19 protein-coding genes and 1 pseudogene are annotated in these 24,457 nt (G+C 44.5%); 9 read left to right on the top strand and 11 right to left on the bottom strand.

Annotated elements, in window-relative coordinates; all coding sequences use genetic code 11:
• Window positions 1-9: 9 nt before the first annotated feature.
• Genes pta through nadC form a run of 3 tightly spaced genes read right to left on the bottom strand, consistent with a single transcriptional unit; the run spans window position 10 to window position 4,185 of the window.
• A complete protein-coding gene (pta, locus tag ACOSVP_RS07175; protein WP_487346813.1) occupies window positions 10-2,103 on the bottom strand; it encodes a phosphate acetyltransferase in 2,094 nt (697 codons plus the stop codon).
• 16 nt (window positions 2,104-2,119) lie between these two features.
• Entirely contained in the window at window positions 2,120-3,328 is a 1,209-nt protein-coding gene (locus ACOSVP_RS07170; RefSeq protein ID WP_487346812.1) for an acetate/propionate family kinase, read from the bottom strand.
• Between the two features lie 5 nt (window positions 3,329-3,333).
• Window positions 3,334-4,185 (bottom strand): carboxylating nicotinate-nucleotide diphosphorylase, encoded by an 852-nt coding sequence (nadC, locus tag ACOSVP_RS07165; protein WP_487346811.1) that lies wholly within the window; start codon window positions 4,183-4,185, stop codon window positions 3,334-3,336.
• A 787-nt stretch (window positions 4,186-4,972) separates the two neighbouring features.
• Here nadC and aceE point away from each other — a divergent pair.
• The 5 genes and pseudogenes from aceE to ACOSVP_RS07140 all read left to right on the top strand — a co-directional run bounded on the left by aceE (window position 4,973) and on the right by ACOSVP_RS07140 (window position 11,706).
• Window positions 4,973-7,639: a pyruvate dehydrogenase (acetyl-transferring), homodimeric type gene (aceE, locus tag ACOSVP_RS07160; RefSeq protein ID WP_487346810.1), complete on the top strand. Its 2,667-nt coding sequence runs from the start codon at window positions 4,973-4,975 to the stop codon at window positions 7,637-7,639.
• An 85-nt stretch (window positions 7,640-7,724) separates the two neighbouring features.
• Window positions 7,725-9,686 (top strand): dihydrolipoyllysine-residue acetyltransferase, encoded by a 1,962-nt coding sequence (gene aceF / locus ACOSVP_RS07155; RefSeq protein ID WP_487346809.1) that lies wholly within the window; start codon window positions 7,725-7,727, stop codon window positions 9,684-9,686.
• 33 nt (window positions 9,687-9,719) lie between these two features.
• Window positions 9,720-10,002, top strand: a pseudogene (locus ACOSVP_RS07150) (IS3 family transposase); the annotation flags it as partial.
• 478 nt (window positions 10,003-10,480) lie between these two features.
• Complete coding sequence (locus ACOSVP_RS07145; RefSeq protein WP_487346808.1) at window positions 10,481-11,056, top strand: DoxX family protein; 576 nt, start codon at window positions 10,481-10,483, stop codon at window positions 11,054-11,056.
• Window positions 11,057-11,340: 284 nt separating this feature from the next.
• Entirely contained in the window at window positions 11,341-11,706 is a 366-nt protein-coding gene (locus ACOSVP_RS07140; protein WP_487346807.1) for a hypothetical protein, read from the top strand.
• Window positions 11,707-11,802: 96 nt separating this feature from the next.
• Here ACOSVP_RS07140 and ACOSVP_RS07135 read toward each other — a convergent pair whose 3' ends face one another.
• From ACOSVP_RS07135 to ACOSVP_RS07125, 3 genes are all read right to left on the bottom strand, one after another.
• Window positions 11,803-12,267, bottom strand: a complete 465-nt coding sequence (locus ACOSVP_RS07135; RefSeq protein ID WP_487346806.1) for an RES family NAD+ phosphorylase — start codon at window positions 12,265-12,267, stop codon at window positions 11,803-11,805.
• Window positions 12,267-12,713: a type II RES/Xre toxin-antitoxin system antitoxin gene (gene parS, locus ACOSVP_RS07130; protein ID WP_487346805.1), complete on the bottom strand. Its 447-nt coding sequence runs from the start codon at window positions 12,711-12,713 to the stop codon at window positions 12,267-12,269. Before parS ends, ACOSVP_RS07135 begins: the two co-directional genes overlap by 1 nt.
• A 62-nt stretch (window positions 12,714-12,775) precedes the next feature.
• Entirely contained in the window at window positions 12,776-13,891 is a 1,116-nt protein-coding gene (locus ACOSVP_RS07125) for an App1 family protein phosphatidate phosphatase (RefSeq protein WP_487346804.1), read from the bottom strand.
• A gap of 221 nt (window positions 13,892-14,112) precedes the next feature.
• On the opposite strand from ACOSVP_RS07125, the gene ACOSVP_RS07120 reads away from it, so the two are divergent.
• Window positions 14,113-14,685 carry an NADPH-dependent FMN reductase gene (locus tag ACOSVP_RS07120; RefSeq protein WP_487346803.1) on the top strand — a complete coding sequence of 191 codons (573 nt, stop codon included), beginning with the start codon at window positions 14,113-14,115 and terminating at the stop codon, window positions 14,683-14,685.
• 112 nt (window positions 14,686-14,797) lie between these two features.
• On the opposite strand, the gene ACOSVP_RS07115 is transcribed toward ACOSVP_RS07120, so the two are convergent.
• Together ACOSVP_RS07115 and ACOSVP_RS07110 are read right to left on the bottom strand one after the other, a co-directional pair.
• Complete coding sequence (locus tag ACOSVP_RS07115; RefSeq protein WP_487346802.1) at window positions 14,798-15,940, bottom strand: acyltransferase family protein; 1,143 nt, start codon at window positions 15,938-15,940, stop codon at window positions 14,798-14,800.
• 466 nt (window positions 15,941-16,406) lie between these two features.
• Window positions 16,407-17,537 (bottom strand): hypothetical protein, encoded by a 1,131-nt coding sequence (locus ACOSVP_RS07110; RefSeq protein WP_487346801.1) that lies wholly within the window; start codon window positions 17,535-17,537, stop codon window positions 16,407-16,409.
• 711 nt (window positions 17,538-18,248) lie between these two features.
• Between ACOSVP_RS07110 and ACOSVP_RS07105 the strand changes: the two genes are divergently transcribed.
• Window positions 18,249-18,659: a hypothetical protein gene (locus tag ACOSVP_RS07105; RefSeq protein WP_487346800.1), complete on the top strand. Its 411-nt coding sequence runs from the start codon at window positions 18,249-18,251 to the stop codon at window positions 18,657-18,659.
• Between the two features lie 84 nt (window positions 18,660-18,743).
• Here the strand turns inward: ACOSVP_RS07105 and gvpU are convergent, their stop codons facing one another.
• Together gvpU and ACOSVP_RS07095 are read right to left on the bottom strand one after the other, a co-directional pair.
• Window positions 18,744-19,178 (bottom strand): gas vesicle accessory protein GvpU, encoded by a 435-nt coding sequence (gene gvpU, locus ACOSVP_RS07100; RefSeq protein WP_487346799.1) that lies wholly within the window; start codon window positions 19,176-19,178, stop codon window positions 18,744-18,746.
• A 106-nt stretch (window positions 19,179-19,284) separates the two neighbouring features.
• On the bottom strand, window positions 19,285-19,551 hold the full coding sequence (locus ACOSVP_RS07095; RefSeq protein ID WP_487346798.1) for a late competence development ComFB family protein: 267 nt from the start codon (window positions 19,549-19,551) through the stop codon (window positions 19,285-19,287).
• A gap of 341 nt (window positions 19,552-19,892) precedes the next feature.
• On the opposite strand from ACOSVP_RS07095, the gene ACOSVP_RS07090 reads away from it, so the two are divergent.
• Complete coding sequence (locus ACOSVP_RS07090) at window positions 19,893-21,542, top strand: hypothetical protein (protein ID WP_487346797.1); 1,650 nt, start codon at window positions 19,893-19,895, stop codon at window positions 21,540-21,542.
• Between the two features lie 415 nt (window positions 21,543-21,957).
• Here ACOSVP_RS07090 and ACOSVP_RS07085 read toward each other — a convergent pair whose 3' ends face one another.
• Window positions 21,958-23,079, bottom strand: a complete 1,122-nt coding sequence (locus ACOSVP_RS07085) for a DcaP family trimeric outer membrane transporter (RefSeq protein WP_487346796.1) — start codon at window positions 23,077-23,079, stop codon at window positions 21,958-21,960.
• Between the two features lie 968 nt (window positions 23,080-24,047).
• Between ACOSVP_RS07085 and hpf the strand changes: the two genes are divergently transcribed.
• Entirely contained in the window at window positions 24,048-24,443 is a 396-nt protein-coding gene (gene hpf / locus ACOSVP_RS07080) for a ribosome hibernation-promoting factor, HPF/YfiA family (protein ID WP_487346795.1), read from the top strand.
• The last annotated feature ends 14 nt before the right edge of the window (window positions 24,444-24,457 follow it).

Genomic DNA, 24,457 nt, shown 5'->3' with positions numbered 1-24,457 from the left:
AAAACTCGATTAATCCAATTGACCCGCTTGAATAGCGGTAATCGCGATGGTGTAAACAATGTCATCCACCAGTGCACCACGGGACAAATCGTTAACCGGTTTGCGAATGCCCTGAAGCATTGGACCGATGCTCACTACTTCAGCGCTACGTTGAACCGCTTTGTAGGTAGTGTTGCCAGTATTTAGATCTGGGAAAATAAATACCGTGGCTTTACCCGCTACCTTACTGTCCGGAGCTTTCTGGATGGCTACTTTTTCCATAATAGCGGCATCGTACTGCAGTGGGCCGTCGATTAAAAGATCAGGGCGACGTTGCTGTGCGATGCGGGTGGCTTCACGTACTTTATCAACGTCATTGCCAGAGCCTGAACCACCGGTGCTGTAGCTGATCATAGCAACACGAGGCGTGATACCAAAAGCTTTGGCTGACATGGCACTTTCAATGGCAATTTCAGCCAATTGTTCAGCAGTTGGGTCTGGGTTAATGGCACAGTCACCGTAGACCAGCACCTGATCCGGTAAGCACATAAAGAATACCGACGAGACTAAGCTGGATTCAGGTGACGTTTTAATAAGCTGCAACGCTGGACGAATGGTGTTGGCGGTGGTGTGCATGGCACCAGACACTAGACCATCCACATCATGCTGTTCCAGCATCATGGTGCCCAATACCACGTTATCTTCTAATTGCTCGCGTGCAACGATATCCGTTAAACCGCGGTGTTTACGAATGTCCACCATAGGGGCAACGTACTTATCACGGATGGTGTCTGGATCAATGATCTCAACGCCATAATTTAGGTCAATGCCGTTGTTATGAGCGATGCGTTGAATTTCTTCTGGATTACCAAGAAGCGTACAACGAGCGATGCCACGTTCAGCACAAATAGATGCAGCTTGGATGGTACGAATTTCTTCGCCTTCAGGCAGGACTATGCGTTTGTTCAGAGCGCGCGCCTGTTCGATTAAGCGGTAACGGAAGGCCGGCGGAGACAGCTTGCGCTCTTCATCATGTAAGGCAAAGGTGTTGATCCAGTCATGATCGATACAACGGGCGATGTGCTCTTTTACCGTTAAAATGCGCTCTTTGTCATCCAATGGAATCTCTTGGTTGAAGGATTGCATTTTAATCGCTGTGTCCCAGCTATTAGACTCAACCGAAAGAATCGGTAAGCCTTTGGCCATGGCCTTACCGCAGAGCGTCATTAGGGCATCACTTGGCTGATAGCCACCGGTTAAAACCAACGCAGCGATTTTGGTATCGTTTAACGCGGCAATCGCCGTCGCCATGATCACATCTGTACGATCCCCTGGAGTAAAGACCAATACTCCTGGGCGTAGGGCTTCCAGCATGTTTTCTACACCACGAGCACAAAGGGTGTAAGACTGGATGCGGCGCTGTTCCATTTCCCCTGCATTGATGATGGTAGCATTCATGAAATCCGCTACATCTTTAACGCGTGGGTAAGTAAGCTCTTCGGAGACAGGAATCTGGCCAAGCAAACTGAAGTTACGTTTGAAAATAGGGCGCTGCGCAAACGAGTCCCCGTAGGATTTCATCCCTAAGGAGCCAGGTTGTGTCTTATTTAGAATGCAGCCGATGACATCATCCGCTTTGATACCGCCGTAGGAACCAGCGGCAATTTCCACATGATGCTCCAGCTCAGTGACACGCATTTTATTCGGTGCTGTTACTAGCACAATATTGGCGTCAAGGGTGCGAGCAATGGCCTTGTTCAAGCGCGTCGCATAAGGATGGCCAGGAATTTGCGCTAGACCTTCTACAATCACCGTTGAGTCAGGTTCTATACTGGCTTGGAAGCGTCCGACTACTTCTTCCATCAACTCATCAATGGCATCGTTATACAGGTAGCGTTCTGCTTCATGTAATGGGATGGGGTCGGCTGGGCGTAAGGTGGAGCCTTGAGCAACCATCGCCGTAGAACGATCTGGTCCAGTATCTTCTGGGTGAGGTTGAGCAATGGGTTTGAAAAAACTGGCTTTTAAGCCTTGTTGTTCCAATGCTCGAACCAAGCCTACAGAAACCGATGTCAAGCCGACGCCGGGGCCAGTAGGTACAGTCATTAAGACATTTGTTGACATATGCTTAGTGGTTTCCTTAGTGACGCTGCTCAGTGAATGAATTGTGAATCAAAGCAAGCGTGTCCTGTGCAATGAGTAACTCTTCATTGGTTGGGATGACCCAAACATTTGCTGAAGACGTTGCCTTAGAAATCTTTGAAATTTCACCACGCGGACACATTTGGTTCGCATGCTGATCCAATTTAATGCCCATCATGCGCAAACGATCACAAATCTTGCTGCGTATAACAGGGGAGTTCTCACCAATACCGCCAGTGAAAACAAGGTGATCGACATTGTCTAAGTTAGTGGCTACCGAGGCGAGATGCTTAGCTGCTTTTGAAGCAAACATATTCAGTGCTAATTCTGCACGATCGTCGCCAGCCGCTTGTGCGGCTTCAATTGAACGGCAATCGTTAGAAATTTCCGATACGCCTTTTAGTCCACTTTCTTTGTTCAGAATATCCAACGCTTGTTTCATGGTGATGTTTTCGGCATCACTAATAAACGCCAGTAAACTTGGGTCTAAGCTGCCGCTACGGGTGCCCATCATCAAACCTTCTAAAGGCGTGATGCCCATACTGGTGTCTACCGATTTACCCGCTTTAATGGCACAGACGCTGGCACCATTACCTAGATGGGCCACCAAGGTGTTTTGTTGACCAAACTCAGCATCTAGTGACGCGAGTTTATGCTCAATAAAGCGGTAGCTGGTGCCGTGAAAACCATACTTGCGAAAATGGTGGTCGCGATACAAGCGCATGGGAATCGGGTAAAGGTATTGATCAGCCGCTAGGGTTTGGTGAAAGGCGGTGTCGAATACCGCCACTTGAGGTAAATCCCCAAATAAAGCCTGCGATTCCTTGATGCCTTTTACATGAGCAGGGTTGTGAAGCGGAGCGAACTGCGAGCATTCTTCAATGCCCTGTAGAACGTCTTGATCAATTAATACTGACTTGCTGAACATTTCCCCGCCGTGAACGACACGATGACCAATACCTACAAGCTTAATGTTTAGCTCAATATGCTTATCGATCCAGTGTTTAATAGCGCTGACAGCCCCGCGGTGATCGTGATCATGTAACGGCTGTTCAACTTTTTTACCCAAGTGTTTAAAGGTAATAATGCTGTGTTCAGAGCCTAAGCGTTCGGCGATACCTTCCATTAAAGGAGGATTGTCAGTGCCATCCATGATGGCAAACTTCAATGAAGAGCTGCCACAGTTTACAACGAGGATTTGTTCCATTAGTCCTAGGACTCCTTGATCACACGCAATGATAGATCGATCGCTTGTACGTGTTTGGTCAGTGCGCCAACAGAAATAAAATCAACGCCAGTTGTTGCAACGTCTTTAATGTGAGCATCGGTCATATTACCTGACGCCTCAAATTTCACCTGGCCTTTGTATTTCGTCACCGCTGAGGCCATTTCTTCTAGGGTAAAGTTATCCAGCATGATGATATCAGCGCCGGCATTCACCGCTTGTGCGACTTCATCTAAGTTTTCAGTTTCCACTTCAATGGGCTTACCTGGTGCGACCACTTGCGCTTGTTTGACCGCTGCCTCAATGGAGCCTGCCGCCATAATGTGGTTTTCTTTAATCAGAAATGCATCATATAGGCCAACACGATGGTTAGAAGCACCGCCTACTTTAATTGCGTACTTCTGTGCTAAACGAAAACTCGGGATCGTTTTACGAGTATCTAGGATGGTCAGTGCTTGGCCTTCAACTAATTTTGCATAGCGGCGTGAAATCGTTGCGGTGTAGGACAACATTTGAATGTAGTTTAGTGCGGTACGCTCACCAGTAAGAATGCTGCGCGCATTCCCCGACAATTTCAGGAAAGGGGTGTTTGGTTGTAAGTCATCGCCTTCGTTCGCTAGCCACTCTAATTGAACGCTTGGGTCCAATTGCTGAAACACTTCATTGGCCCAGGCTTGACCACAAAGTACAGCAGGTTCACGACTCACCACCAAGGCTTCAAGAGTGTTCTCTTCAGGAATCAATTGAGCGGTGATGTCGCCAGAGCCAATGTCTTCTTCTAGGGCGAGTGAAACGTGCTGTTGAATATGTGCTTGAAGTTGCTCTGAAAGGGTAGTCATTACGTCTGTCCAATTAATTAGGCTTTTTTATATGTTGCCAATTGTAACCAGTATCAAAGCGTTAGTCAGTTGAGAAATAGGTTTTGTAGCAATTGTTAAATACACCATGTGCTTTATCAGAATAAATAATCTTTATGGTTGATATTCGCAGTGAAAATGATTAGCGTGATGGCGAGTAAAATCATGCGTTTAAAGTATGGTGAAAGTCTCTTTTTGCACAAAAAACAATCACTTTGGTCGTGATTTGCGCGTTTATAAAGCGCTATATTTCGCTCTGTATCTATTCCTTGCAGGCATTAGATGGTAATCTAGGCCGCGTTTTTTGTACCAACTCACGGGAATAACGGCCGCGGCAATGCAGTAAATTGCATGCAAACAGCGTAAAGGAAGCAGTAATATTAGTGACGTTGTACGTCTCTAAAGCTGTTTAAGTGGCACCAGTTAATGTCGGTTTTAGCTTTCTGCACTGCAAAACAGTGTGCAGAGAGTTAGGGCGGCGAAAGTTTGTTAATCAAACTTATAAACGGAAACAGACTAACCCAAATAAACGGGTGGTCGGTAATGATGGCGACAGGCATCTAACTAGAATAAAAAGCATGTTCACAATCAAGCCTACATACAATAAGGCACCATAGATAGGTTAGTCTTACTGTATGTAAGTATCGGCTGAACTCAAGATCACAGGTGAGTTCGTGCAGTCTGTTTAAACTGCTCTTAGGTTTGCGAAACAACCAAAATGCGCCTAAGGGTTTGAAGAACTGTTCTAATAGCGGGGGTTATAAACACTATGACGGAGCAGCATATCCTCGAAGATATCGATCCAATTGAAACCAAAGAGTGGGTCGATGCGCTCGAGTCTGTCCTTCGAGAAGAAGGTCCTGAACGTGCCCAGTATATTCTGGATCGCCTAAGTAAAGAGGCTGTTAAATCAGGCACTCCAATGCCTGCTTCTATTACTACGCCATACCGTAATACGATTGCGCCACAAAACGAGAAGCCACTTCCAGGTGACTTGTTCATGGAGCGTCGCATTCGTTCTATCATTCGTTGGAACGCATTGGCGATGGTAATGAAGGCAAACCGCGAAGACTCTACTTTGGGTGGCCACATTACAAGTTTCTCTTCTGCAGCAACTTTGTACGATATCGCGTTCAACCACTTCTTCCGTGGTGCTAGCGAAACTCAAGAAGCCGACATGGTTTTCTTCCAAGGTCACATCGCACCAGGTATCTACGCACGTTCTTACGTAGAAGGTCGTTTGACTGACGAACAGCTAGATAACTTCCGCCGTGAAGTAGATGGCAAAGGTCTATCTTCTTACCCACACCCTTGGTTGATGCCTGATTACTGGCAATTCCCAACGGTATCTATGGGTCTTGGTCCGCTGCAAGCGATCTACCAAGCACACGTAATGAAGTACCAAAATAGCCGCGGCCTTGTTAACCAAGGTGACCGTAAAGTATGGGCATTCCTAGGTGACGGTGAGTGTGACGAGCCAGAATCACTAGGTGCGATCGCGCTTGCGGGCCGTGAGAAACTAGATAACCTAATCTTCGTTATCAACTGTAACCTACAGCGTCTTGACGGCCCTGTGCGTGGTAACAGCAAAATCGTTCAAGAGCTTGAAGGCGTATTCCGCGGCGCAGGCTGGAATGTAGTGAAATGTCTATGGGGTCGTCATTGGGACCCATTGTTTGAAAAAGACGAGAAAGGTCTGCTTCAAAAACGTATGGACGAAGTATGTGACGGCGAATTGCAAAACTACAAAGCAAACGGCGGCGCCTACACTCGTGAGCATTTCTTCGGCAAATACCCTGAATTGCTAGAAATGGTTAAGGACATGTCTGACGATGACATCATGAACCTTAACCGTGGTGGTCACGACCCTTACAAAGTTTATGCAGCGTACGCAGCGGCGACCTCTCATAAAGGTCAACCTACTGTTATCCTTGCTCAAACCGTTAAAGGTTACGGTATGTTCAAGGCAGCAGAAGCGCAAAACACTGCTCACCAAACTAAGAAACTGGATGAAGAGTCTTTGGCTCAATTCCGTGACAAGTTCGGTATCCCAATCAGCGATGAAGAACTAAAAGATCTTCCTTACTACCGTCCTGCTGAAGACAGCCCAGAGATGAAGTACCTACGCGCACGTCGTGAAGTGCTTCATGGTGACTTCCCAGTACGTCGTAAAGACTGTGAGGCGCTAGACGTTCCTACACTGGAAGACTTTAAAGCTCAGATCAAAGGCACAGCCGGTCGTGAAATTTCTTCGACAATGGCCTTCGTTCGCTGCTTGAACAACATGGTTAAGCATAAAGGTATCGGTGAGCGCGTTGTGCCTATCGTTGCCGACGAAGCACGTACTTTCGGTATGGAAGGTATGTTCCGTCAATTGGGCATTTACTCATCTGAAGGTCAGCGTTACACGCCACATGACCACCAGCAGGTAATGTTCTACAAAGAATCTCAAAGCGGTCAGATTCTTCAGGAAGGTATCAACGAAGCGGGTGCTATGTCTGCTTGGTTGGCGTTGGCGACTTCTTACAGTAACAACAACTTCCCAATGATCCCTGTGTACATCTACTACTCAATGTTTGGTTTCCAACGTATTGGTGACTTGGCATGGGCGGCAGGTGACTCACAAGCTCGTGGTTTCCTACTAGGTGCAACGGCTGGTCGTACTACCCTAAACGGTGAAGGTCTACAGCACGAAGATGGTCACTCGCACATTCTTGCGGGCACTATCCCGAACTGTGTGTCTTACGATCCAACGTACTCATACGAAGTAGCGGTTATCGTACAAGACGGTCTACGTCGCATGTACCAAGAGCGTGAGAGTGTTTTCTACTACCTAACGGTAATGAACGAAAACTACGAACACCCTGATATGCCAGAAGGTGTCGAAGAAGGCATCCTGAAAGGTATGTACAAGTTCAAGTCTGTTGAGAAGAAAGGCAACAAACAAACTGTTCAGCTACTAGGTGCTGGTGTGATTCTACGTGAAGTAGAAGCTGCCGCAGAAATCCTAAGCGAAGAGTTCGGCGTAAATGCTGATGTTTGGAGCGTAACATCTTTCAACGAATTGCGTCGTGAAGGTCTAGATGCAGCGCGTTGGAACATGCTTCACCCAACTGATGAGCCACGTCTATCTTACGTAGAGCAGTGTCTAGGTGATAAAGGTCCAGTGGTTGCCTCTACTGACCACATCAAACTTTACGCAGATCAAATTCGCCCATTCGTTAACAGTACCTACAATGTACTAGGTACTGATGGCTTTGGTCGAAGCGATACCCGTGCCAAACTACGTCACTTCTTCGAAGTGAACCGTTACTGGGTAGTGGTTTCTGCACTGAGTGCTCTAGCAAAAGACGGCAAAGTGAAAGCTGAAGTCGTTGCTGAGGCAATCAGCAAATTTGGTCTTGATCCTAACAAGCCAAACCCAGTTACCTGCTAATTAGCGGATTAATCGGGACTGAGTCGACCTGAGGTCGGCTCAGTTTGTAAAAGTTTGATGCGTCTTTACGACAAAGGAGATTTCCGTGAGTACTGAAATCATTCGAGTACCGGATATTGGTGGCGCGACTGACGTCGATGTAATCGAAGTTAGCGTCAAAGTTGGCGACATTATCGAAGTTGACCAATCAATTATCGTATTAGAGACAGATAAAGCGTCTATGGACGTTCCGTCTCCAGTAGCAGGTAAAGTAACAGCGATCTCTGTAAAAGAGGGTGATACGGTTTCTGAAGGTAGTGAAGTTCTTACTATCGAAGTAGAAGGCGCAGCATCAGCTGAAGTACCGGCTAAAGAAGAAGTTAAAGCGGAAGCAGCGCCTGCTCCGGCAGCGGCACCAGCGGCAGAAAAAACTGCGGCTCCTGTTGCAGCAGCGGAGCAAACGGTTTCTGTACCAGATATCGGCGGCGCAACAGGTGTTGACGTTATCGAAGTCTGCGTAGCAGAAGGCGACGAAGTTTCTGAAGGTGATTCCATCATCGTTCTTGAAACTGACAAAGCTTCTATGGACATTCCGTCTCCTGTAAGCGGCAAAATTGCTAAGCTGCTGATCAAGGTAGGCGATACTGTTTCAGAAGGCGATGCCATTCTTGTTGTGTTGGCTGAAGGTTCAGCACCTGCTCAAGCAGCGGCACCTGTTGCAGAAACCGCAGCGCCTGCACCACAAGCGGCTCCAGCGCCAGCAGCAGCTCCTGTTGCAGGCGGCGTTGAGATAGTTAACGTTCCAGATATCGGTGGCGCAACAGATGTTGACGTAATCGAAGTGTCTGTTGCAGTAGGCGACAAAGTGTCTGAAGGTGATTCCATCATCGTTCTAGAAACTGATAAAGCCTCTATGGACATTCCTGCACCAAAATCAGGTACGGTGAAATCTGTATCGGTTAAGGTAGGTGATAAGGTTTCTGAAGGTGCACTAATTCTCGAGCTTGAGGTGGAAGGTTCTGCTCCGGCAGCGACGCCAGTTCAACAAGAAGCGCCTAAAGCAGCGGCTCCAGCACCAGCGAAGCAAGAAGCACCTAAAGCAGCTGCTCCGGCAGTGGATCAAGGTGCGGTACTTGCTACGCCAAACAAGAAAGTCCATGCTGGCCCAGCAGTGCGTTTGCTGGCTCGTGAACTAGGTGTTGATCTGTCTTTGGTTCGTGCGACTGGCCCACGTGGTCGTATCACGAAAGAAGACCTACACGCTTACGTTAAAGCTGCAGTGCAGAAAGCAGCATCTGCTCCAGCGGCAAGTGCAGCGGTTGCAGAAGGCGCGGGTATTCCTCGCGTACCTGAGATCGATTTCAGCCAGTTCGGCGAAGTTGAAGTGATTAAGATGAGCAAGATCCAGAAGATCACGTCATTCAACATGACGCGTTCTTGGTTGAATGTTCCTCATGTAACTCAGTTCGACAAAGCGGACATTACGGATCTAGAAGAATTCCGTAAAGTGCTGAAACCAGAAATGGAAAAACAAGGTGTGAAACTAACACCGCTTCCATTCATGATCAAAGCGGTTGCGCAAGCACTGGTTAAGAACCCAGCGTTCAACGTATCTCTACATGCTGACGGCGAAAGTGTTGTGCAGAAGAAATACGTTCACATCGGTATCGCGGTTGACTCTCCAGTCGGCCTAGTCGTTCCTGTGCTACGTGATGCAGATAAGAAATCGGTTGTACAAATCGCAATCGAAGCAGGCGAGCTAATCAAGAAAGCGCTGGCTAAGCAGCTTAAACCTGCAGATATGCAAGGTGGCTGTTTCACTATCTCTAGCCTTGGTGCTATGGGTGGTACTGGCTTTACACCAATCGTTAACACTCCAGAAGTGGGTATCCTTGGTGTATCTAAAGCGGACGTTGAGCCTCGTTGGAACGGTAAAGAGTTTGAGCCACGTACAATGTTGCCATTGTGCTTGTCTTACGACCACCGTGCTGTGAACGGCGCTGATGCTGGTCGCTTCATGACTTACTTGAATGCATTGCTAAGCGACGTACGTCGTCTAACTCTGTGATCTTGTTGTTCTGAATAAGAACTGAAAAGGCAGCCAATTGGCTGCCTTTTTATTGCTGACCAAGGTAGCCAATATTCAAGCCGTAAATTCAGACAACGATTATATCGCTATCGCATGAAACAGAGCATGAGTCTTCAGAAGCTTAAAGACGGAGTGGGTACCAGCAACTGGATACATGACTCAAAGTGAAGCAAGACGAGATCTCAGTTTTTATCTTATGCATTATTATAACTGGCGCAGGCCGCATCAATTTAACAATGGGATGCCACCTGCTCAGGCAGAGAATCAACCTAATTTACTGTCCGGAATTAATTGACCACTACAAAACCAATCCCTTCGATGTTCATAGCTCTGCCCAGTTAAAGGGTCTTCGCCACACAAAAACGCTCTACGTACACAGCGAGATACGCAGTGGTAGTAGGGTGTATCAGCAATGCTGATCAGTTGTTTTCTGGGTTTAGGCATACTCAAATCCTCTGTCCTTGAGGTGGTTGAGTGAGTTTAGATCATAACTGTATAAATATACAGCTTGTGTGATTGCTTACTTTTTGTGGTTATCCACTTGAAGAAGAATGACTCAGGCCTTTTCTAAAAGACATATAAGGCTCCAGCCTATATTTGATTCAAATCAGCTAAGCCTTGTGTTTTTTGTAATGTGTTGAGTGAGGGCCTAACAACTGACTTATTGTGGGGATATTGTTCCTTTGCAGATTAGGGAGCCTAAATGTGATCCGTATTTACATGTAGGCAGTGATGCTTGAGATTTTAAACTCGAACTTTATATGGAGTGTATTATGCAGGAAATGACATCTGAACCGCGCACGCGACTATTTCTTCCATTCTTGGAACCGTTTTATCGCTGTTTTGCCCAACCCATGGGTTGGTTGCTCTTTCGGGTGATTATTGGGGGTATGTTAATAGTCGAAGGTTGGCCAAAAATTATTGAACCGATGGCTCAAGTTGGTTTTATCGAGAATGTGGTTGGCTTGCCTGCTGGCTGGTTTTTTTCACCGGTGTTAGCGGTTATGCAATTTTTCGGTGGTGGTATGATTGTTTTGGGTGTTTTAACTCGCCCAATTGCTGCTGCCAATACGGTGATGTTGCTGTTCACACTTTGGTATCACATGGTCAACCCTTTTGGTGATGCGTTTTTGACACCTGAAGGGCTCGCTTTTCTTCAGGAAAACATGCAATACCTGACAGCTCAGGGACAAGCACGCTTGTTAGCAGACGGCGGCGAGAAATTCTTACATCTTGTACAGACTAAAGCTGAGTACGATTCGCTGTTTTGGTCTGCGGGTGCGGCATTGATTGCAGTGTTCGGAGGCGGGCCATACTCCATTGATCGTAAGATCGGCAAAGAGTTTTAAGGGCTTACGTAACGTTAATTGAGGTCCCACAGTTAAAAGTGGTCACTAGCCAGTTTCAATCGAAACTGGCTTTTTTATGTTTATTGACCGGGAAATTAAAGGTGGCTGGGTAAGTTTGCATTTAACTGTATAAATATACAGCTTGTTGTGTTGTTAGCTTGCCATATGAACACTATTCGATAATTGACGCAAAAAGGCTGTTTGCCGCCGAGTATGTGAATAGGTGAAGCTTGTCAAATACGATAGAATTGCAGCTACATTCATATTTAATTTAGGTCAATGTTTTGGGTTTTTTAAATAACTGGAAGACGGCTGGTTACCTGGGCTATGTCATGCATGAGTTAGCGGTCGAGCAGGGTGCCTCAATCAAGCAGGGGGCCTGCCACGCTATTGTGAAGGCCTATGGCTGGAAACAATCTACTTTGTTGGTAGAAGAACTAAAGCTACGACTGGATGAGCCCGAAGCGTTCCGTGTCGTGGCTAAAATGATTGCCTATTATGTGTTTGGCAGAGAGTTAGGCGGCCAGCACGATCAAACAGCGGCCTATGAGTTTTTAAAGCAGACTGGTGCATTGAAGGATTTGGACTGGTCAGATGTTAATGATCCGGTCGTGTCCAAATTGTTAGATCAGCAAACGCAAGTGGGTTAACTTAGCTGAAGTCGTTAGTTATTGCTACATCCACAACTGGATACTAATCGACTTCTGCGGAAGTTTGTGGCTGTGTAAATATCCAGTTGTGAACGATTAGACTTTTTGTACTAAACGTTGATCGATGCGAAAGGTTTCTCTTTGCGCGATCGAAGTGAATTCTTTGCAGCGGGGATGATTGGGATTTAATAGGGCGCAGTAGTCACCAGAAATGACGCTGGGTACTAATAAGATAAGACTCGCTTGGCTGTCTAGCCACTCAGCACCTAAATCAGCTAGTGCTTGAGGGGCAGGGTAAGCTTGCCAATTATTTGGTAGAGCATCTTCTGGAAATTTCAGAATCAAATCGTCGGGCACTTCAATAGAAAGCATAGAAAATTGATCAAGTGCGCTGGCATCATGCAAATGAACGACCGTCTCAAGCAAGCAAACAGATTTTGATTCGCCTAAATAAACGCAGCTGGTGCCCTTTGGGTTCCATCGACCGCCATAAGTCCGCGCCCCGTAACCATCAAATGCATTGCTAGCAAATTCCGTTCTGCATAAACGAAACAGCTTCATTAGCTCATTACACCATGTTTAATGCGACCGATAAGATCGAGCACGGCTTCTTGTCCTAAAGGATTCTTTGCATAGTCAGAAGGGGAAACGTTGCCTAAAGCAATCGCCGGCGTATTCAGCCATTGCTCAGCTTTTTGCGGATCTTGGTTAAATAAGTCCAACGCGGCATCCAAAACACGCGCGCCATTATAGACTTTGGTGGCGGTGGCCCCTTGCCATTTGGAATGTGATTTTTTATGGCGGCTTAAGGTTGCTCGGTCGATACCGACCACTTTGACCACAGTGGCTTGCGCCAACTTTGAGTTTTTGACGAGTTTATCCAAGAACGAAGCATCAAAGCCTTCTTCTAGCTGCATTGAAGCGCTGATTGGATCACTCGATAACGATAAGGTTGCCATCAACCCGTCTCTTGCTTTGCCGCTTGGTTTGAAGCTTCTAATTGACATACATACCTCGTTGCACATGTTTCATTTGCAACAAATATTGTAGCACTTGCATCATCTTCAGCCTAGTGATCAGATTGTGTTGATTCAGCATCATGCTTCACTTTTTCAGCAGCGTCATGGGTCACCAAGTTAATTGACTGAGCGTGCTCGACAGCGTCTCCGGCATCTCTTATAAATGCAAAGGGCACTTTGCAGTGTTTAAACTCTGCGACGGCAGACATCATTTTCTCAGAACGTGCATCGGGTTTTAGATCACGAATGTAAACCGCTAAGATTCGATCGGGAAAGTCTTTGGCAACTTTTAAGTAGGCGTAAACATCTTTCTGTCCTGAGTCGCCAATTAAAACCAGCTTTAACTCTGGGTAAGTCTTTAGAATGGCCTCAATACGGCCCGTTTTATAATGCTCGTGACCACTCTTAAACCAACGATCTTCACGCAAGCCAAAGTCTTTTAATAGCACCGGCCCCTTTGGTAAATGATGGATATGAATAAAATCGGCGATTAAGTCATAAATATTCCAAGGGCTACTGGAGACATAGAAGAAGGGGTTATTGGCTTTGCCAGACGTGCCTTTATGTAGGGCGTTATAAAATTCAGATGTCCCCGGCATGAGTTCTCGGGTATGGGCGTTATTGAGCAGTACGGTTTGAGTATGGCGAAAGAGGTTCGTAGCCCCCGTATGCATGATGGTGTCGTCAACGTCACTCACCACACCAAACTCAGTATGATGGCCAGGCATAGATATCTCGGCAACACTGTGCTTTTCCGCCTTTGGCAGCTTTGGATCCTTCGGTTGTAAAATGAGTTTGGTCCAAGGCTGATGTATATGTTGGTTAGCAGGAGTGCGCCAGCGGTAGTGAAAATAGCCATGGGCATCGGTGGTCACCGAACGCACTTCAGTTCCCAGAATCAGGTTAATATCGGTGAAAGGGATTTCCTCACTTTGATAGCGACGAATCATGTGCACCAGCTTTTTCCAGCTACTGTCTTCGATTTTACCCTCTATGCCCTTGGCTTCTAAAAGCCTTCCTGCAATCCATAGCTCATCTGGCGTGCCGTAGGTCATATAAGGTTGGACAATGACGGGGGAGTAGCCACGCCAGCGTTTATAACGATGCTTAAGTTTGTCGAAGCGACGGCCAACGCGATACACCCATTTTCTAGCGGTGTTTTGCATGCTAAGTCCTTGAGTCACAGGTATTAACGATTGATTTGAAATAGTTTTGCAAGAGGCTAACAGATAAGCCCGTCACAGTAAAAACACTATGTGATGCTCAGCTCATTTGCGTAGTGCATCCGGCTTATCGTGTTTCTATGTAAAGTACTGGTTTGCTGAGTGCTGAGTCGCCTCCTACACTTTAGTGGCTGTTATCTTTTAAACAATTTGAGGGATTTCAAATGCCAAATTATAAAGTGGGATATTTCGTAGGAAGCTTGTCATCCACTTCAATCAATCGCCGGCTTGCTAAAGCGCTAACGCTGCTAGCACCAGCGGATATGGAGATGGTCGAAATCCCGATCAAGGATCTGCCTCTTTACAGTCAGGATTATGATGCAGATTTTCCTCCGGTCGCGTGCGCCTTCAAAAAGAGCATCGCAGATTGCGATGCGCTTCTATTTGTGACGCCTGAATTCAACCGTTCCATCCCTGGTGGTTTAAAGAATGCCATTGACTGGGCTAGCCGCCCTTGGGGGCAGAATGCTTTTGCTCAAAAGCCATCGGGTGTCATTGGTACATCGCCTGGGGCAATCGGTACTGCCGTGGCGCAGAGTCAATTACGAAGTGTGCTGTGCTTTTGCAACTCGCCATTAATGAACAATGTTGAAGCCTATGTACATTACACGGAGAACTTGATTGATGAAGAGGGCAACGTCAGCAATGAGAGAACGCGTCAGTTCCTGCAAAATTATATGAATGAGTTACATGACTTCTATGTTCGGGTTCTGTCCGTTTTGCCTCGCAAGAGCTGAGCTGCCGATTTAAGTTAATCTCGATAATACCCGTGTGAGAACATGGAAAAGGCTTAGCGCGTAACTGTATCAATATCGAATACGCGCTAAGTCTCGATTTAAGAGTCCCGATTTAAGCCTTCGGTTGTCCGATTTTTAAAGCTACTTGCTGAATCTTAGTCGGTATCGACAGAGCCCAGAGCCAGCTATTGCGAATCAAGATCGCAGCGAGCACCAGAAAGCCCACATAGCTGATCATATAGCTTAAGAACAGCAGTAAAGGTGCGTTTTCTGTTTCCTTCCAACCAAGCATATGCCAGAACACATACTGGAATAGTTGGGTGACAACGATATGAGATAGAAATAGCGTGAAAGCGTAAGGTGATAAGAAGCTTAAAAGCGCGCCAACTTTGATTTTTTTACTCAATAATAATAGCTTGAAGATTGCCGGAATCATCAGTACAAAAAACAAGCCCATAAACAGTCTTAAACGGTTGAAGACAGCGGCTGATGGCTCAAAGTAAGACAAGTACATGCTGATTAGCAAACCGAAGGTTGCGATGATTCCTGTCGATAAGACAACATACTGAGCGGATGGATTCTTGGGCAGTATTTTATTTCTAGAGAGAAAGTAGCCTAAGGTAAAAAAGAAAATCATGTCCACTCGAAACAGAATCGTTTCTTTGAACTCGCCTAGATGGATCACGATGCTAGGTACTTGCCATAGTACGGCCACAACCGACAGCAAGGTCACAGCGGTTAAGCTCCAATGGCGGGTCACAATGTCGATTAATGGAATAAACAAAATGATGACAAATAGATCGCGTACAAAGTAGGTTGAAACGTTAATGGGCATATTCAAGTGTAAGCCCAACAGCGACGTTAAAAACGCATTAACGTTATCCATACGCGAGATGCCAGCGATGCTATGTCCAAATTGATAAAACACCAGCCAATAGACAAAGATCGCAATAAAGTTCCATACGACAAATGGCAACAATAGACGGATAGATTTTTCGCCGACTAGTTTTGCATAAGTCCGTTTCTGATAAGAGTGATAGGCGAGATAGCCAGACACGGCGGTCAAGATAGGCACAGCTCCCCGCACTAAGAAATCCAAAATAAACACCGGCACCAAACTGCCGACATTGAACCATTGGTCTGAGGCAGAAGCGTATCCTTTCATGTCAGGTATATGGGCAATACAGATAAAAATGATCAGTAATGGCCTAGCCATATGAATGGCTTCAAAGAACTCTTTTTTAGTTAGATACATTTCATCAACTCTAGAAATTTGGCGGATTTTACGCGAGAACCGATACATGAAAGGGACTAAATTGAGGAGATATTTCAAATTGACGGATATCTTACGTGCTGTGGTAGGGCTGCTTTCTACTGCTCTCGTAGCGCTATTCAATCAGTGTGTCATTTGTGCTGATTTCTATCAGTTTATAGTCTAACTGCATACACCGGATGTGTAAGGAAGGTGTAAAATTTGGCGCTTAAAATGTTGCGCAAGTTTCGGCTTTTTGGCTTATACAAATCGTTAAAACGACTCTCTACAAAGTGATTAATTTAATTAAATGGAATTTTGATGAACATATGCAGATTAAGGCTTGATACTAACTAAAAACCGAGAATGCTTGAGACGGCATTCTCGGTCTATAAAGAAAGTCGATTTTTAAAAATATCTCCCTTTAGGGGAGTGAAAGGAAGTATTCATTCTAAAAACGACTTTTGTTTTAGAAACTGAACTTAGCTGTGTACATTAGGCGTGTTGCATCGGCATCGCTACCATCGTAGTAATCGCTTTTGAAGTAACCAAGCTCAACGCCCATAGTGACGTTATCTACTGGATACCAGATGTAGTTCACGAATGCGTTAGAGTTGGCCTCGTGGTTGCCACCAACATTGCCTAGGTCGCTGTTCATATCGTCTAGGTCCATTTTGACTTTACCGTAAACGATGTTGAAGTCGCCTTCACCGATCTTAGTAGATAGGCCGATTGAGCCGCCCCAGGCGGATACGGTTTCTAGGTCACCGTTGTGTAGGTAGGCATCCGTACCTGTGTAGTCAGAACCTGAGCGATATAGGTAGCTATTTACACCATCAGAGTAGTTCAGAACGGCATGCAGTGTTACGACGCCCATGTTCACATCCACACCAGTAAAGGCACCAAGGCCAATAGCCGTTTCATTCGTCATGCCATCATCAAGTGAGAGCATGCGCCCCATACCTGCAACGACAAAGTTAACATCATCCGTTGCTGAGCCTTCGTAGCGTGCAGTGAAAACCGGTAGGCTAGTTTTGGTGTTTGCGCTCCAGTCCGATGAGCCATCGTTAACATTTGGGAAGTAATCTTTTTCCAGTGCCAAAGATAAACCGCCATCCGTATAGCGGACCTGCTCAATACGATCTTGGACACCGGCAATACCAGCAGAGGAGTCGATGTCGACGGTAGGTGTCCAGCCTGTCCAGCTGTTGTAGTTTGACCAAGTACGACCAACCGTCCAGTTTTTATATGTACCGTAGGCTTTACGAATATTAAAGGTGCCACCACGGAAATGGCCTTCAACGTTTACACTAACACCATCTTTGTGGTTTGCGGTAATACCAATCACTGATTGCTGATCGGCATCGAAAACACCTTCGGCAACATTGTCGGAGTCAGTCAGTTTTGCAAATGAACCAGATTGTGTAGCAACACCGATGTCTTCATTAAAATCGTAAACCGTATTGAGTTGAGCGAAGCCATATACACTGGCCTGTACATCACCTGCGTTGATATCGAATGCAAGAGCTGATTGGGATAATCCCAGTGCACCCATGCCAGACAAAACGCTTAGCGCCAAAAACTTCTTGGTTTTGATCATTCCTATGTTCCTTTTGTGTATGTGTCTTTAATGAATTATTGAATGCTTTCACTTTTTATTTTTTTGTAATGTAACAAATTCGTAAAACAACATAACATGCGCAAAATATGCACGACAATGTGTCCAAAAGGTGGAGGCGGTTAAAATAATGAGGTTTAAGGCGGTTTGAGGAGTGTGATTGGCGTTATATTCTTAGGGTGCGAATTTGCTCCCATAAGTACAGATTATGTTTTATTAAGATTCTGAATATTAATGATTTTTTAAGTGTTTCCTGCAATCGGACAGATTGCAAAGTAAGCTTTTTTCAGCGATTTATGAATGGATTAAAAACGACAGACTTGGTGAAAAGCGACAAATTTTTTTATTAAAAAAACATTTAATAAAAAATCTTGTTCTTTGTTAAGTATTTAACTCTATCCTGATAGCGACAGTTACCACTACTTTTAGCGACATTCTGTTGGGGTTGGTTTTTGATGTGTAAACGATTTAATTTGGGGAATCTACTCCTTATCTGAGACGCTTTGACCATGTCTGATGAGCCGATATTTGTCTATTTATACAGTCTTCAGTTGGGCTCACTTGATAGATTTTAATACACTAATAATCAATGTATTTACGCACTATGAATACGCGTAGTGGTGCAAAATACCCCATCAATTGTTATGCACACTTATAGTGTTGGGTAAATGTTATTTATTGGATGGTGGTGTTATGAGCGATTTACAGACTCAAGTTCTTAATCACTTTGAGAGCTTAATTGAGCGAATGACTGTGGTAGGTTACGACGATGTGGTGTTAGGGTTCCAAGACCCATCTAAAACGCTGTCTAAACCTGACTGGACATTGCCATTTATTGCATTTGATGCCGACCCTTTATGGGCCAGCCAGCTCAGTCAATTAGTAAGCCAAAATCGCGATGACTATTCAGCACTGAACTTGCCATGGAGTGTCACAGCTCATTACCAAGGGAATGGGGCTATGTCTTGGCGCTTGTCTATCTCAGAGCGTGTTTACCAGGCTAAGCATGAGATCTTAAATGCACTTAAGTCTGATTTGAGCCAGTTGGTTTATGATCTAGGGGGCTCTCAATCTGACTGCTTTGAATACGCTGAAGCCGTTTAGACAGCAGATCTTAAGCATCCTGCTTAAGTTTGTAACTTGATCGCATTAAAGAGGGGAAGAGAGCCTTCCCCTATGATAACTGAATTAGTCATTGTCAGCGATCAAAGCCCCTAACGAGAAACCTGATACCTCAGAGACACGGCCGCGCCACCAAACGCCTCGATTCTCCGGAATAGGTGAGCCAGAGGTATGAAAGAAGTGCGCGTTTTTCAGATGAATATAGCTTGGTAGCATAGAAGGGCTACTAGCTGGGGTGTTGTAGACCTCACCATTTTTGGCAAAGGCGGCTTTGACTTTCTCAGCGGCTTCACCTTTTAGACCAAAAGAAAACTCTTCGCCAAATCCCTCAAAGTATTCTTTACCGCCAATTAAGGTGCCTGATACCAGAAATCCGCCCACAGTAAGGGTGATATCAAAGCTCATTTTGCCACTGTTGGCGATCTCAATTAGATCTTGTAAAAACCAATCTTTTTCTTCTACGTTCACGACTTCGGTAAGTGCTGCTTTATTTTCGTTCATGCTATCCCTACACATTGACTTCAGAAGATACGAAATTCACTTAATAACACAGTCCAATCGTTAGCTAAAGCCCTACAAAGCTGCAAGGCTTTAGTTGTTGTGCTCGTTAACTATTGGCATTTTCCTGATCTAGGTATTCGATGGCGTCCTGTAGGGCTTTATTGACCTTGATGTCCATTCGGGCTCGTTCTGCCCTAGTTAGGAAAAAAGCCGTATCGACATCGTGACGCACATATTTCGTTGGCAAGTGGTTAAGTGTGATGCAACAAAGATCTGCCAGATAGTCAGGATCTCTATCCAATAGTCCGTTTGCTTCTAGGTGTTCAAACAATAGCTTTTCGTAATAGTTATGGAAATCCTCTGCGATGGTCATATTAGCCTCTCAAGAATTTAATGTCTGACGACTTAAGAATAGCAGGCTTACGGTTTTGACCAGTTTTTTTTAACGTTTAACTGTTTGCAGTCAGAGGATAAGGTTCCAGCTCAGCAATTGGGTTTGAGCTAATAGTAGGACATCCACATATTCTGTACGTTATAAGTTGGCATCTGGGATGCTCTGTATGGTAAATGCATGAATATCTAGTATGCTGAAAGTTGGTAATAAAGGATTACTAAAGATAAGGAAAATCTATTAATGTTCTGCTCTTAATTTTATTAATGTATAGATAACTAGGGTAAATCTAGTAATACGAAGTCTACCAGTAGAGGTAAGTCGTGGATCTAAATAGTTTGGTGATAGTGGCAGGGTTGTTTGTGGCTGTCTATGCAGTAATACCAAGGGTTAGACGGCTTGAAATCTTGATCAGAATCGGGAGGCTCGGCTGGCTTATTTTGACGCTCTCGGGAATGTTGATTCTCTACTTACATTATCATAAGAGCTTAGAATTGCTGGCTTTTATACCTAAATTAAACCTCGAAAAATGGGCGTTAACGGAATCCAAAGCGTCTTTTGTTGTGCTGATGGTAGGGGCTCTAGTCCTATATCTACGTTTAAAAATTAAGAGACTTTCTCGATCAAACATTTTTGATTTCAAAGAATACGTTTTTGAGTTGTCACGAGAACGGAAATACCATGAGCTGTTTACTTTGATCGAGTCTAATATCAACCAGCTGGCTCGCATTTATCACGCTAACTACTTGCTATCCAATCTTAAACAACGGCTCGACTCCTATAGCAAACCTAAAACCGATTTAAATGCTGTCCTTAATCAGTTCACTGAGCAGGATTTAATGCAGAGGCGGCGTTCAAAGCCTGCAACAACCTCGAATCAAAAGCTGGCTAGTCTGCTTTGTTCGATATTGCCAAGCTATGAACGGCAGGCAGAAGCCTCTAAAGAAATCGTCCATGAGCTGCTATCTAGCAAAGTTAGTGTTCATTCCATCACGGAGATGCGGCCTTATTTTGCCATTCGATTAATCAATGAAGGCTTTGAAGAGAATCACGAGTTTATCGATTTGTTCTTTCAGCATTTGATGGAGAATAAAAATAGCATTCTCTATCGTGAACTAAGAAACAATCAAAACTTATCCAACCGCTGTAATTATCTGCTTCCACCAAGAAACAAGCTGGTTCACTTTCTTTTTGCAGACTGCACCGTTGCGAGGGAGCATGCGGTGTACAAGCCAGTAGGCGAATGCGTGATTGCTTATTTGGATCGACTTTACATTCAAAAATATGCCGATCCCTACAATGAGCCAATGGGGGATTATCACGAAGAAGGCAAGTGGAAGTCTGAACTCTTTATCGGTGTCAGGTTCTTCGATGTGATGGTGTCCAGCGCCTTGTACCAAAATGTGAAGTGGAATATGTGGCTTTATTACTACACCTATTTTGTGGATCGAATGATTAGGAATCTGTCGCCTAATGAAAAGCTGGTAGACGATAAGTCAAAATGGCCAACCAAGTATCATTACGTCATTTCAGAGATAGTATCGGTGTTGTGTAACTGGATTGAGTCAGTCGATCATATTCCAATCAAGCAAGAGAATGTGGCGCTAGAGTCGACATCTCCGATCAGTGAAAATGGCAATATCCCTAAAAGCAGCATGTTGGCGCTGGCGAAAATCGTTCGAGATATTTTGTTATGCGATAAGCTGTCGTTTAGCTACAAGATTTATATCATGGATATGGTGTATCGGGTGTACTTCTATTTACGTATGTTTGAAGCAACCAAGCCCTATGCCACAGCCATGATAAATTGTTTGCGTACCGCCGACTCTAAGGTTGGGAAAGATTCGTCGACTTACTCAAAGCTTCTATTCGATACCTACTTAAAATTTGATTCCTTTAAATACGGTGCCGAGCCGCAACAAGAGCTGCATAGCATTCTTGAAGATGATTGCTTGCATTCAAGAAAGCTCTAAGCGCTTTCTAAGCGCCACTATCATTGCTTCTTAAAAGCCAGCCTCGTATGAAGCTGGCTTTTTTGTATCAAGCATTTGAGTACCGATGATGGTGAATCATGTGTATGGGTTACTTGAATAGACTTGGTGTTGGGCAATAAAGCGTTTCAGGCAAAGTTATATTAGGGAGTCTTGGTGCGTCTTAAAGATGTTCAAACATAGCTTTAGCAGGCTTTTAAGGTTGGTCCCAATAAGCATCATTAGAGGCCGAGAAGATAAAGAATGGCATTAGTGATGTGATAGTTATTTGCAGATAAAGACATAAAAAAATCGGGTAACGCCTACAGCAACGTACCCGATATCAAAGAAAGGTCGATTTTGAATGTCCCCCTCCAGGGGAGGGAGGAGGAGGTATTCGTTGAGATCGAACTAAATATTAGAAGCTGTATTGAGCTGAGTACATTACGCGAGTCGCGTCAGCATCGCTGCCGTTGTAGTAATCGCTCTTGAAGTAAGCAACTTCAACGCCCATCATTACGTTGTCAACTGGGTACCACATGTAGTTAACAAAAGCGTTAGAGTTAGACTCGTTGTTGCCACCCACGTTGCCTAGATCGTTGTTCATGTCGTCTAGGTCCATTTTCACTTTACCGTAAACGATGTTGAAGTCACCTTCACCGATCTTAGTAGATAGACCGATAGAGCCGCCCCAAGCAGAGATTGTTTCTAGGTCACCGTTGTTTAGGTAAGCGTCTGTACCAGTGAAGTCAGGGCCAGAACGGTATAGGTAAGAGTTAGCACCGTCAGAGTAGTTAACAACTGCGTGAAGTGTTACTGCACCTAGGTTTACATCAACACCAGTGAAAGCACCAAAGCCTAGTGCTGTTTCGTCAGTTGTGCCGTTATCAAGTGAAAGCATACGACCCAAACCAGCTACAACAAAGTTCACGCCATCCGCTGCAGAACCTTCGTAACGTGCTGTGAATGTTGGTAGGCTTGTTTTAGTGTCAGCGCTCCAGTCACCAGAACCGTTGTTAAGGTTTGGCCAGTAGTCTTTTTCTAGGGCGAAAGATAGGCCGCCGTCAGTGTAACGAACCTGTTCAACACGGTCTTGTACACCTGGGCTACCTGCAGTTGAGTCGAAGTCTAGAGTTGGTGTCCAGCCAGTCCAGCTGTTGTAGTTAGACCATGTTTTACCAACAAGCCAGTTGCCGTAAGAGCCGTAAGCGTGGCGAAGACGGAAAGTGCCCGGACGGAAGTCACCTTCAACAACTACTTTTGCGCCATCTTTATGTTGAGCAGAGATACCAATGCGTGATTGTAGAGCATCAGCATCAAAGTGACCTTCAGCCACGTTGTCAGAATCAGTCAGACCAGCAAAAGAACCTGCTTGTGTAGATGTGCCGATGTTTTCGTTAATGTCGTAAGCAGCATTTAGTTGAGCGTAACCGTAAACACTTGCTTGTACATCGCCAGCATCAACGTTGAATGCAAGAGCTGATTGAGATAGGCCAGCTAAGCCAGCTAGTACGCTTACTGTCAAAAATTTTTTAGTCATGATCATAAATTTGTTCCTTTCATTTATTTGCTATTCAGCGACTTCTTGTTACTTCCTCATTTCTTACTGAGGTAGTTAACAATTTCGTAAACAACATATCATGACTAAATTGTGCACGACAACGTCAATTTAAGGAAATTTTAATTTAAATGTGATTTTTATGATGAAGGTTTGGCATGTCGTAATTACGTTTTGAAGAGGGGGGTTACTTAATAAGATATTTCGAATTGCTTAGAGGTTGTTGCGTAACTCATTGAAATTAATGATTTAATTTAAATCTTTAGCGATTGGTGCTCTAAAGAAATAGGCCGAAATCTTTTAGTAAATAAATATTCAAAAAACGACAGCATGCGTACAGAAATCGACCAAAAATTTTGTTTAAAAAATATTAAAATTCATAAGATATTATTTTTGTCTATAAAAAAACATTAATTAAAGCTAATCTAAAAGCGCCAAAAATAAAACACAAAAACGACATATATTTGTTTGTCCAAATTACTTCCCTAAAGATCTTTGTGCTGTCGTTTCCCTACCTTAAAGAGAATCATTGTTATCTTCTTTATGTAAAAGCAATTTAGGCAGGCTTATGAGTTGTGTTAGTTAGCTTGTCGTACTTTAGTTTTGATCGCTATGCGTCAGGTCATCAAACTGACACTCCCAGCCGACCTCTGTATGTTCTTTGTAGTTGGAGTGAAACGTGCCTGTAGGGCTTGATGAATGGGGTTAATAGTCACTTTTAGAGGGTGTGATTAAAAATTAATTTTGATCAAAAAGCAGTCAAAAAATTCTAACTAACTGATTTATTTAACTTAAATGATATTTTGCCGGCCTTGTTATTTGTCATTATTTCTTACCCTTTTTACATAAAGGGTGTTGAAAAACATTTCAGACGGCCTTAGTTTATTAAGTGTGACAATGAAACGCTAAACGTCCCTGAGCAAAGGGGATAGGAATAAGGAATAAAAATTATGTACACATTAGATATCAGCGGTCACCATGTTCACACTACTGAAGAAGTTCAGGCAACGATTAAAGAGGGAATGGATCAGCTTGCTGACATCAACAGTCACATCACTTCAATTAAAGTGATTGTTAATTCTGAAAACCACCAAAACAAAAGTGAGTTAATCCTAGAAGCGCGAGTGCATATCCCTGGTCATGACTTGTTTGCTTCAGTGACTACGGACAAACAGCTTGGCGCAGCGGTGGATACACTGGTTGAGAAGTTGGAGAAGCAGCTTTTAAAACACAAAGCGAAACACGAAGGCCGTAAACATCATCCAGATGCACGCGATGTAGAATCTCTGGAAGAGCGTGAAGAGCAGGAAGAATTTAACGAACTAGAGCGTCGTGATGCGATCTAATTGATAAATCGGTA

The sequence above is a fragment of the Marinomonas sp. HM11-D genome (assembly GCF_057626615.1).
This window is presented reverse-complemented; position numbering and strand designations above follow the sequence as displayed.

Bases quoted from the DNA above. Each gene is read 5' to 3' on its own strand.
- ACOSVP_RS07105 (WP_487346800.1), top strand. From the start codon at position 18,249: ATGAGCGATTTACAGACTCAAGTTCTTAATCACTTTGAGAGCTTAATT.
- ACOSVP_RS07110 (WP_487346801.1), bottom strand. From the start codon at position 17,537: ATGATCAAAACCAAGAAGTTTTTGGCGCTAAGCGTTTTGTCTGGCATG.
- ACOSVP_RS07085 (WP_487346796.1), bottom strand. From the start codon at position 23,079: ATGACTAAAAAATTTTTGACAGTAAGCGTACTAGCTGGCTTAGCTGGC.
- ACOSVP_RS07115 (WP_487346802.1), bottom strand. From the start codon at position 15,940: ATGTATCTAACTAAAAAAGAGTTCTTTGAAGCCATTCATATGGCTAGG.
- pta (WP_487346813.1), bottom strand. From the start codon at position 2,103: ATGTCAACAAATGTCTTAATGACTGTACCTACTGGCCCCGGCGTCGGC.
- aceE (WP_487346810.1), top strand. From the start codon at position 4,973: ATGACGGAGCAGCATATCCTCGAAGATATCGATCCAATTGAAACCAAA.
- ACOSVP_RS07170 (WP_487346812.1), bottom strand. From the start codon at position 3,328: ATGGAACAAATCCTCGTTGTAAACTGTGGCAGCTCTTCATTGAAGTTT.
- hpf (WP_487346795.1), top strand. From the start codon at position 24,048: ATGTACACATTAGATATCAGCGGTCACCATGTTCACACTACTGAAGAA.
- ACOSVP_RS07125 (WP_487346804.1), bottom strand. From the start codon at position 13,891: ATGCAAAACACCGCTAGAAAATGGGTGTATCGCGTTGGCCGTCGCTTC.
- parS (WP_487346805.1), bottom strand. From the start codon at position 12,713: ATGTCAATTAGAAGCTTCAAACCAAGCGGCAAAGCAAGAGACGGGTTG.
- gvpU (WP_487346799.1), bottom strand. From the start codon at position 19,178: ATGAACGAAAATAAAGCAGCACTTACCGAAGTCGTGAACGTAGAAGAA.
- ACOSVP_RS07145 (WP_487346808.1), top strand. From the start codon at position 10,481: ATGCAGGAAATGACATCTGAACCGCGCACGCGACTATTTCTTCCATTC.
- ACOSVP_RS07120 (WP_487346803.1), top strand. From the start codon at position 14,113: ATGCCAAATTATAAAGTGGGATATTTCGTAGGAAGCTTGTCATCCACT.
- ACOSVP_RS07095 (WP_487346798.1), bottom strand. From the start codon at position 19,551: ATGACCATCGCAGAGGATTTCCATAACTATTACGAAAAGCTATTGTTT.
- nadC (WP_487346811.1), bottom strand. From the start codon at position 4,185: ATGACTACCCTTTCAGAGCAACTTCAAGCACATATTCAACAGCACGTT.
- ACOSVP_RS07135 (WP_487346806.1), bottom strand. From the start codon at position 12,267: ATGAAGCTGTTTCGTTTATGCAGAACGGAATTTGCTAGCAATGCATTT.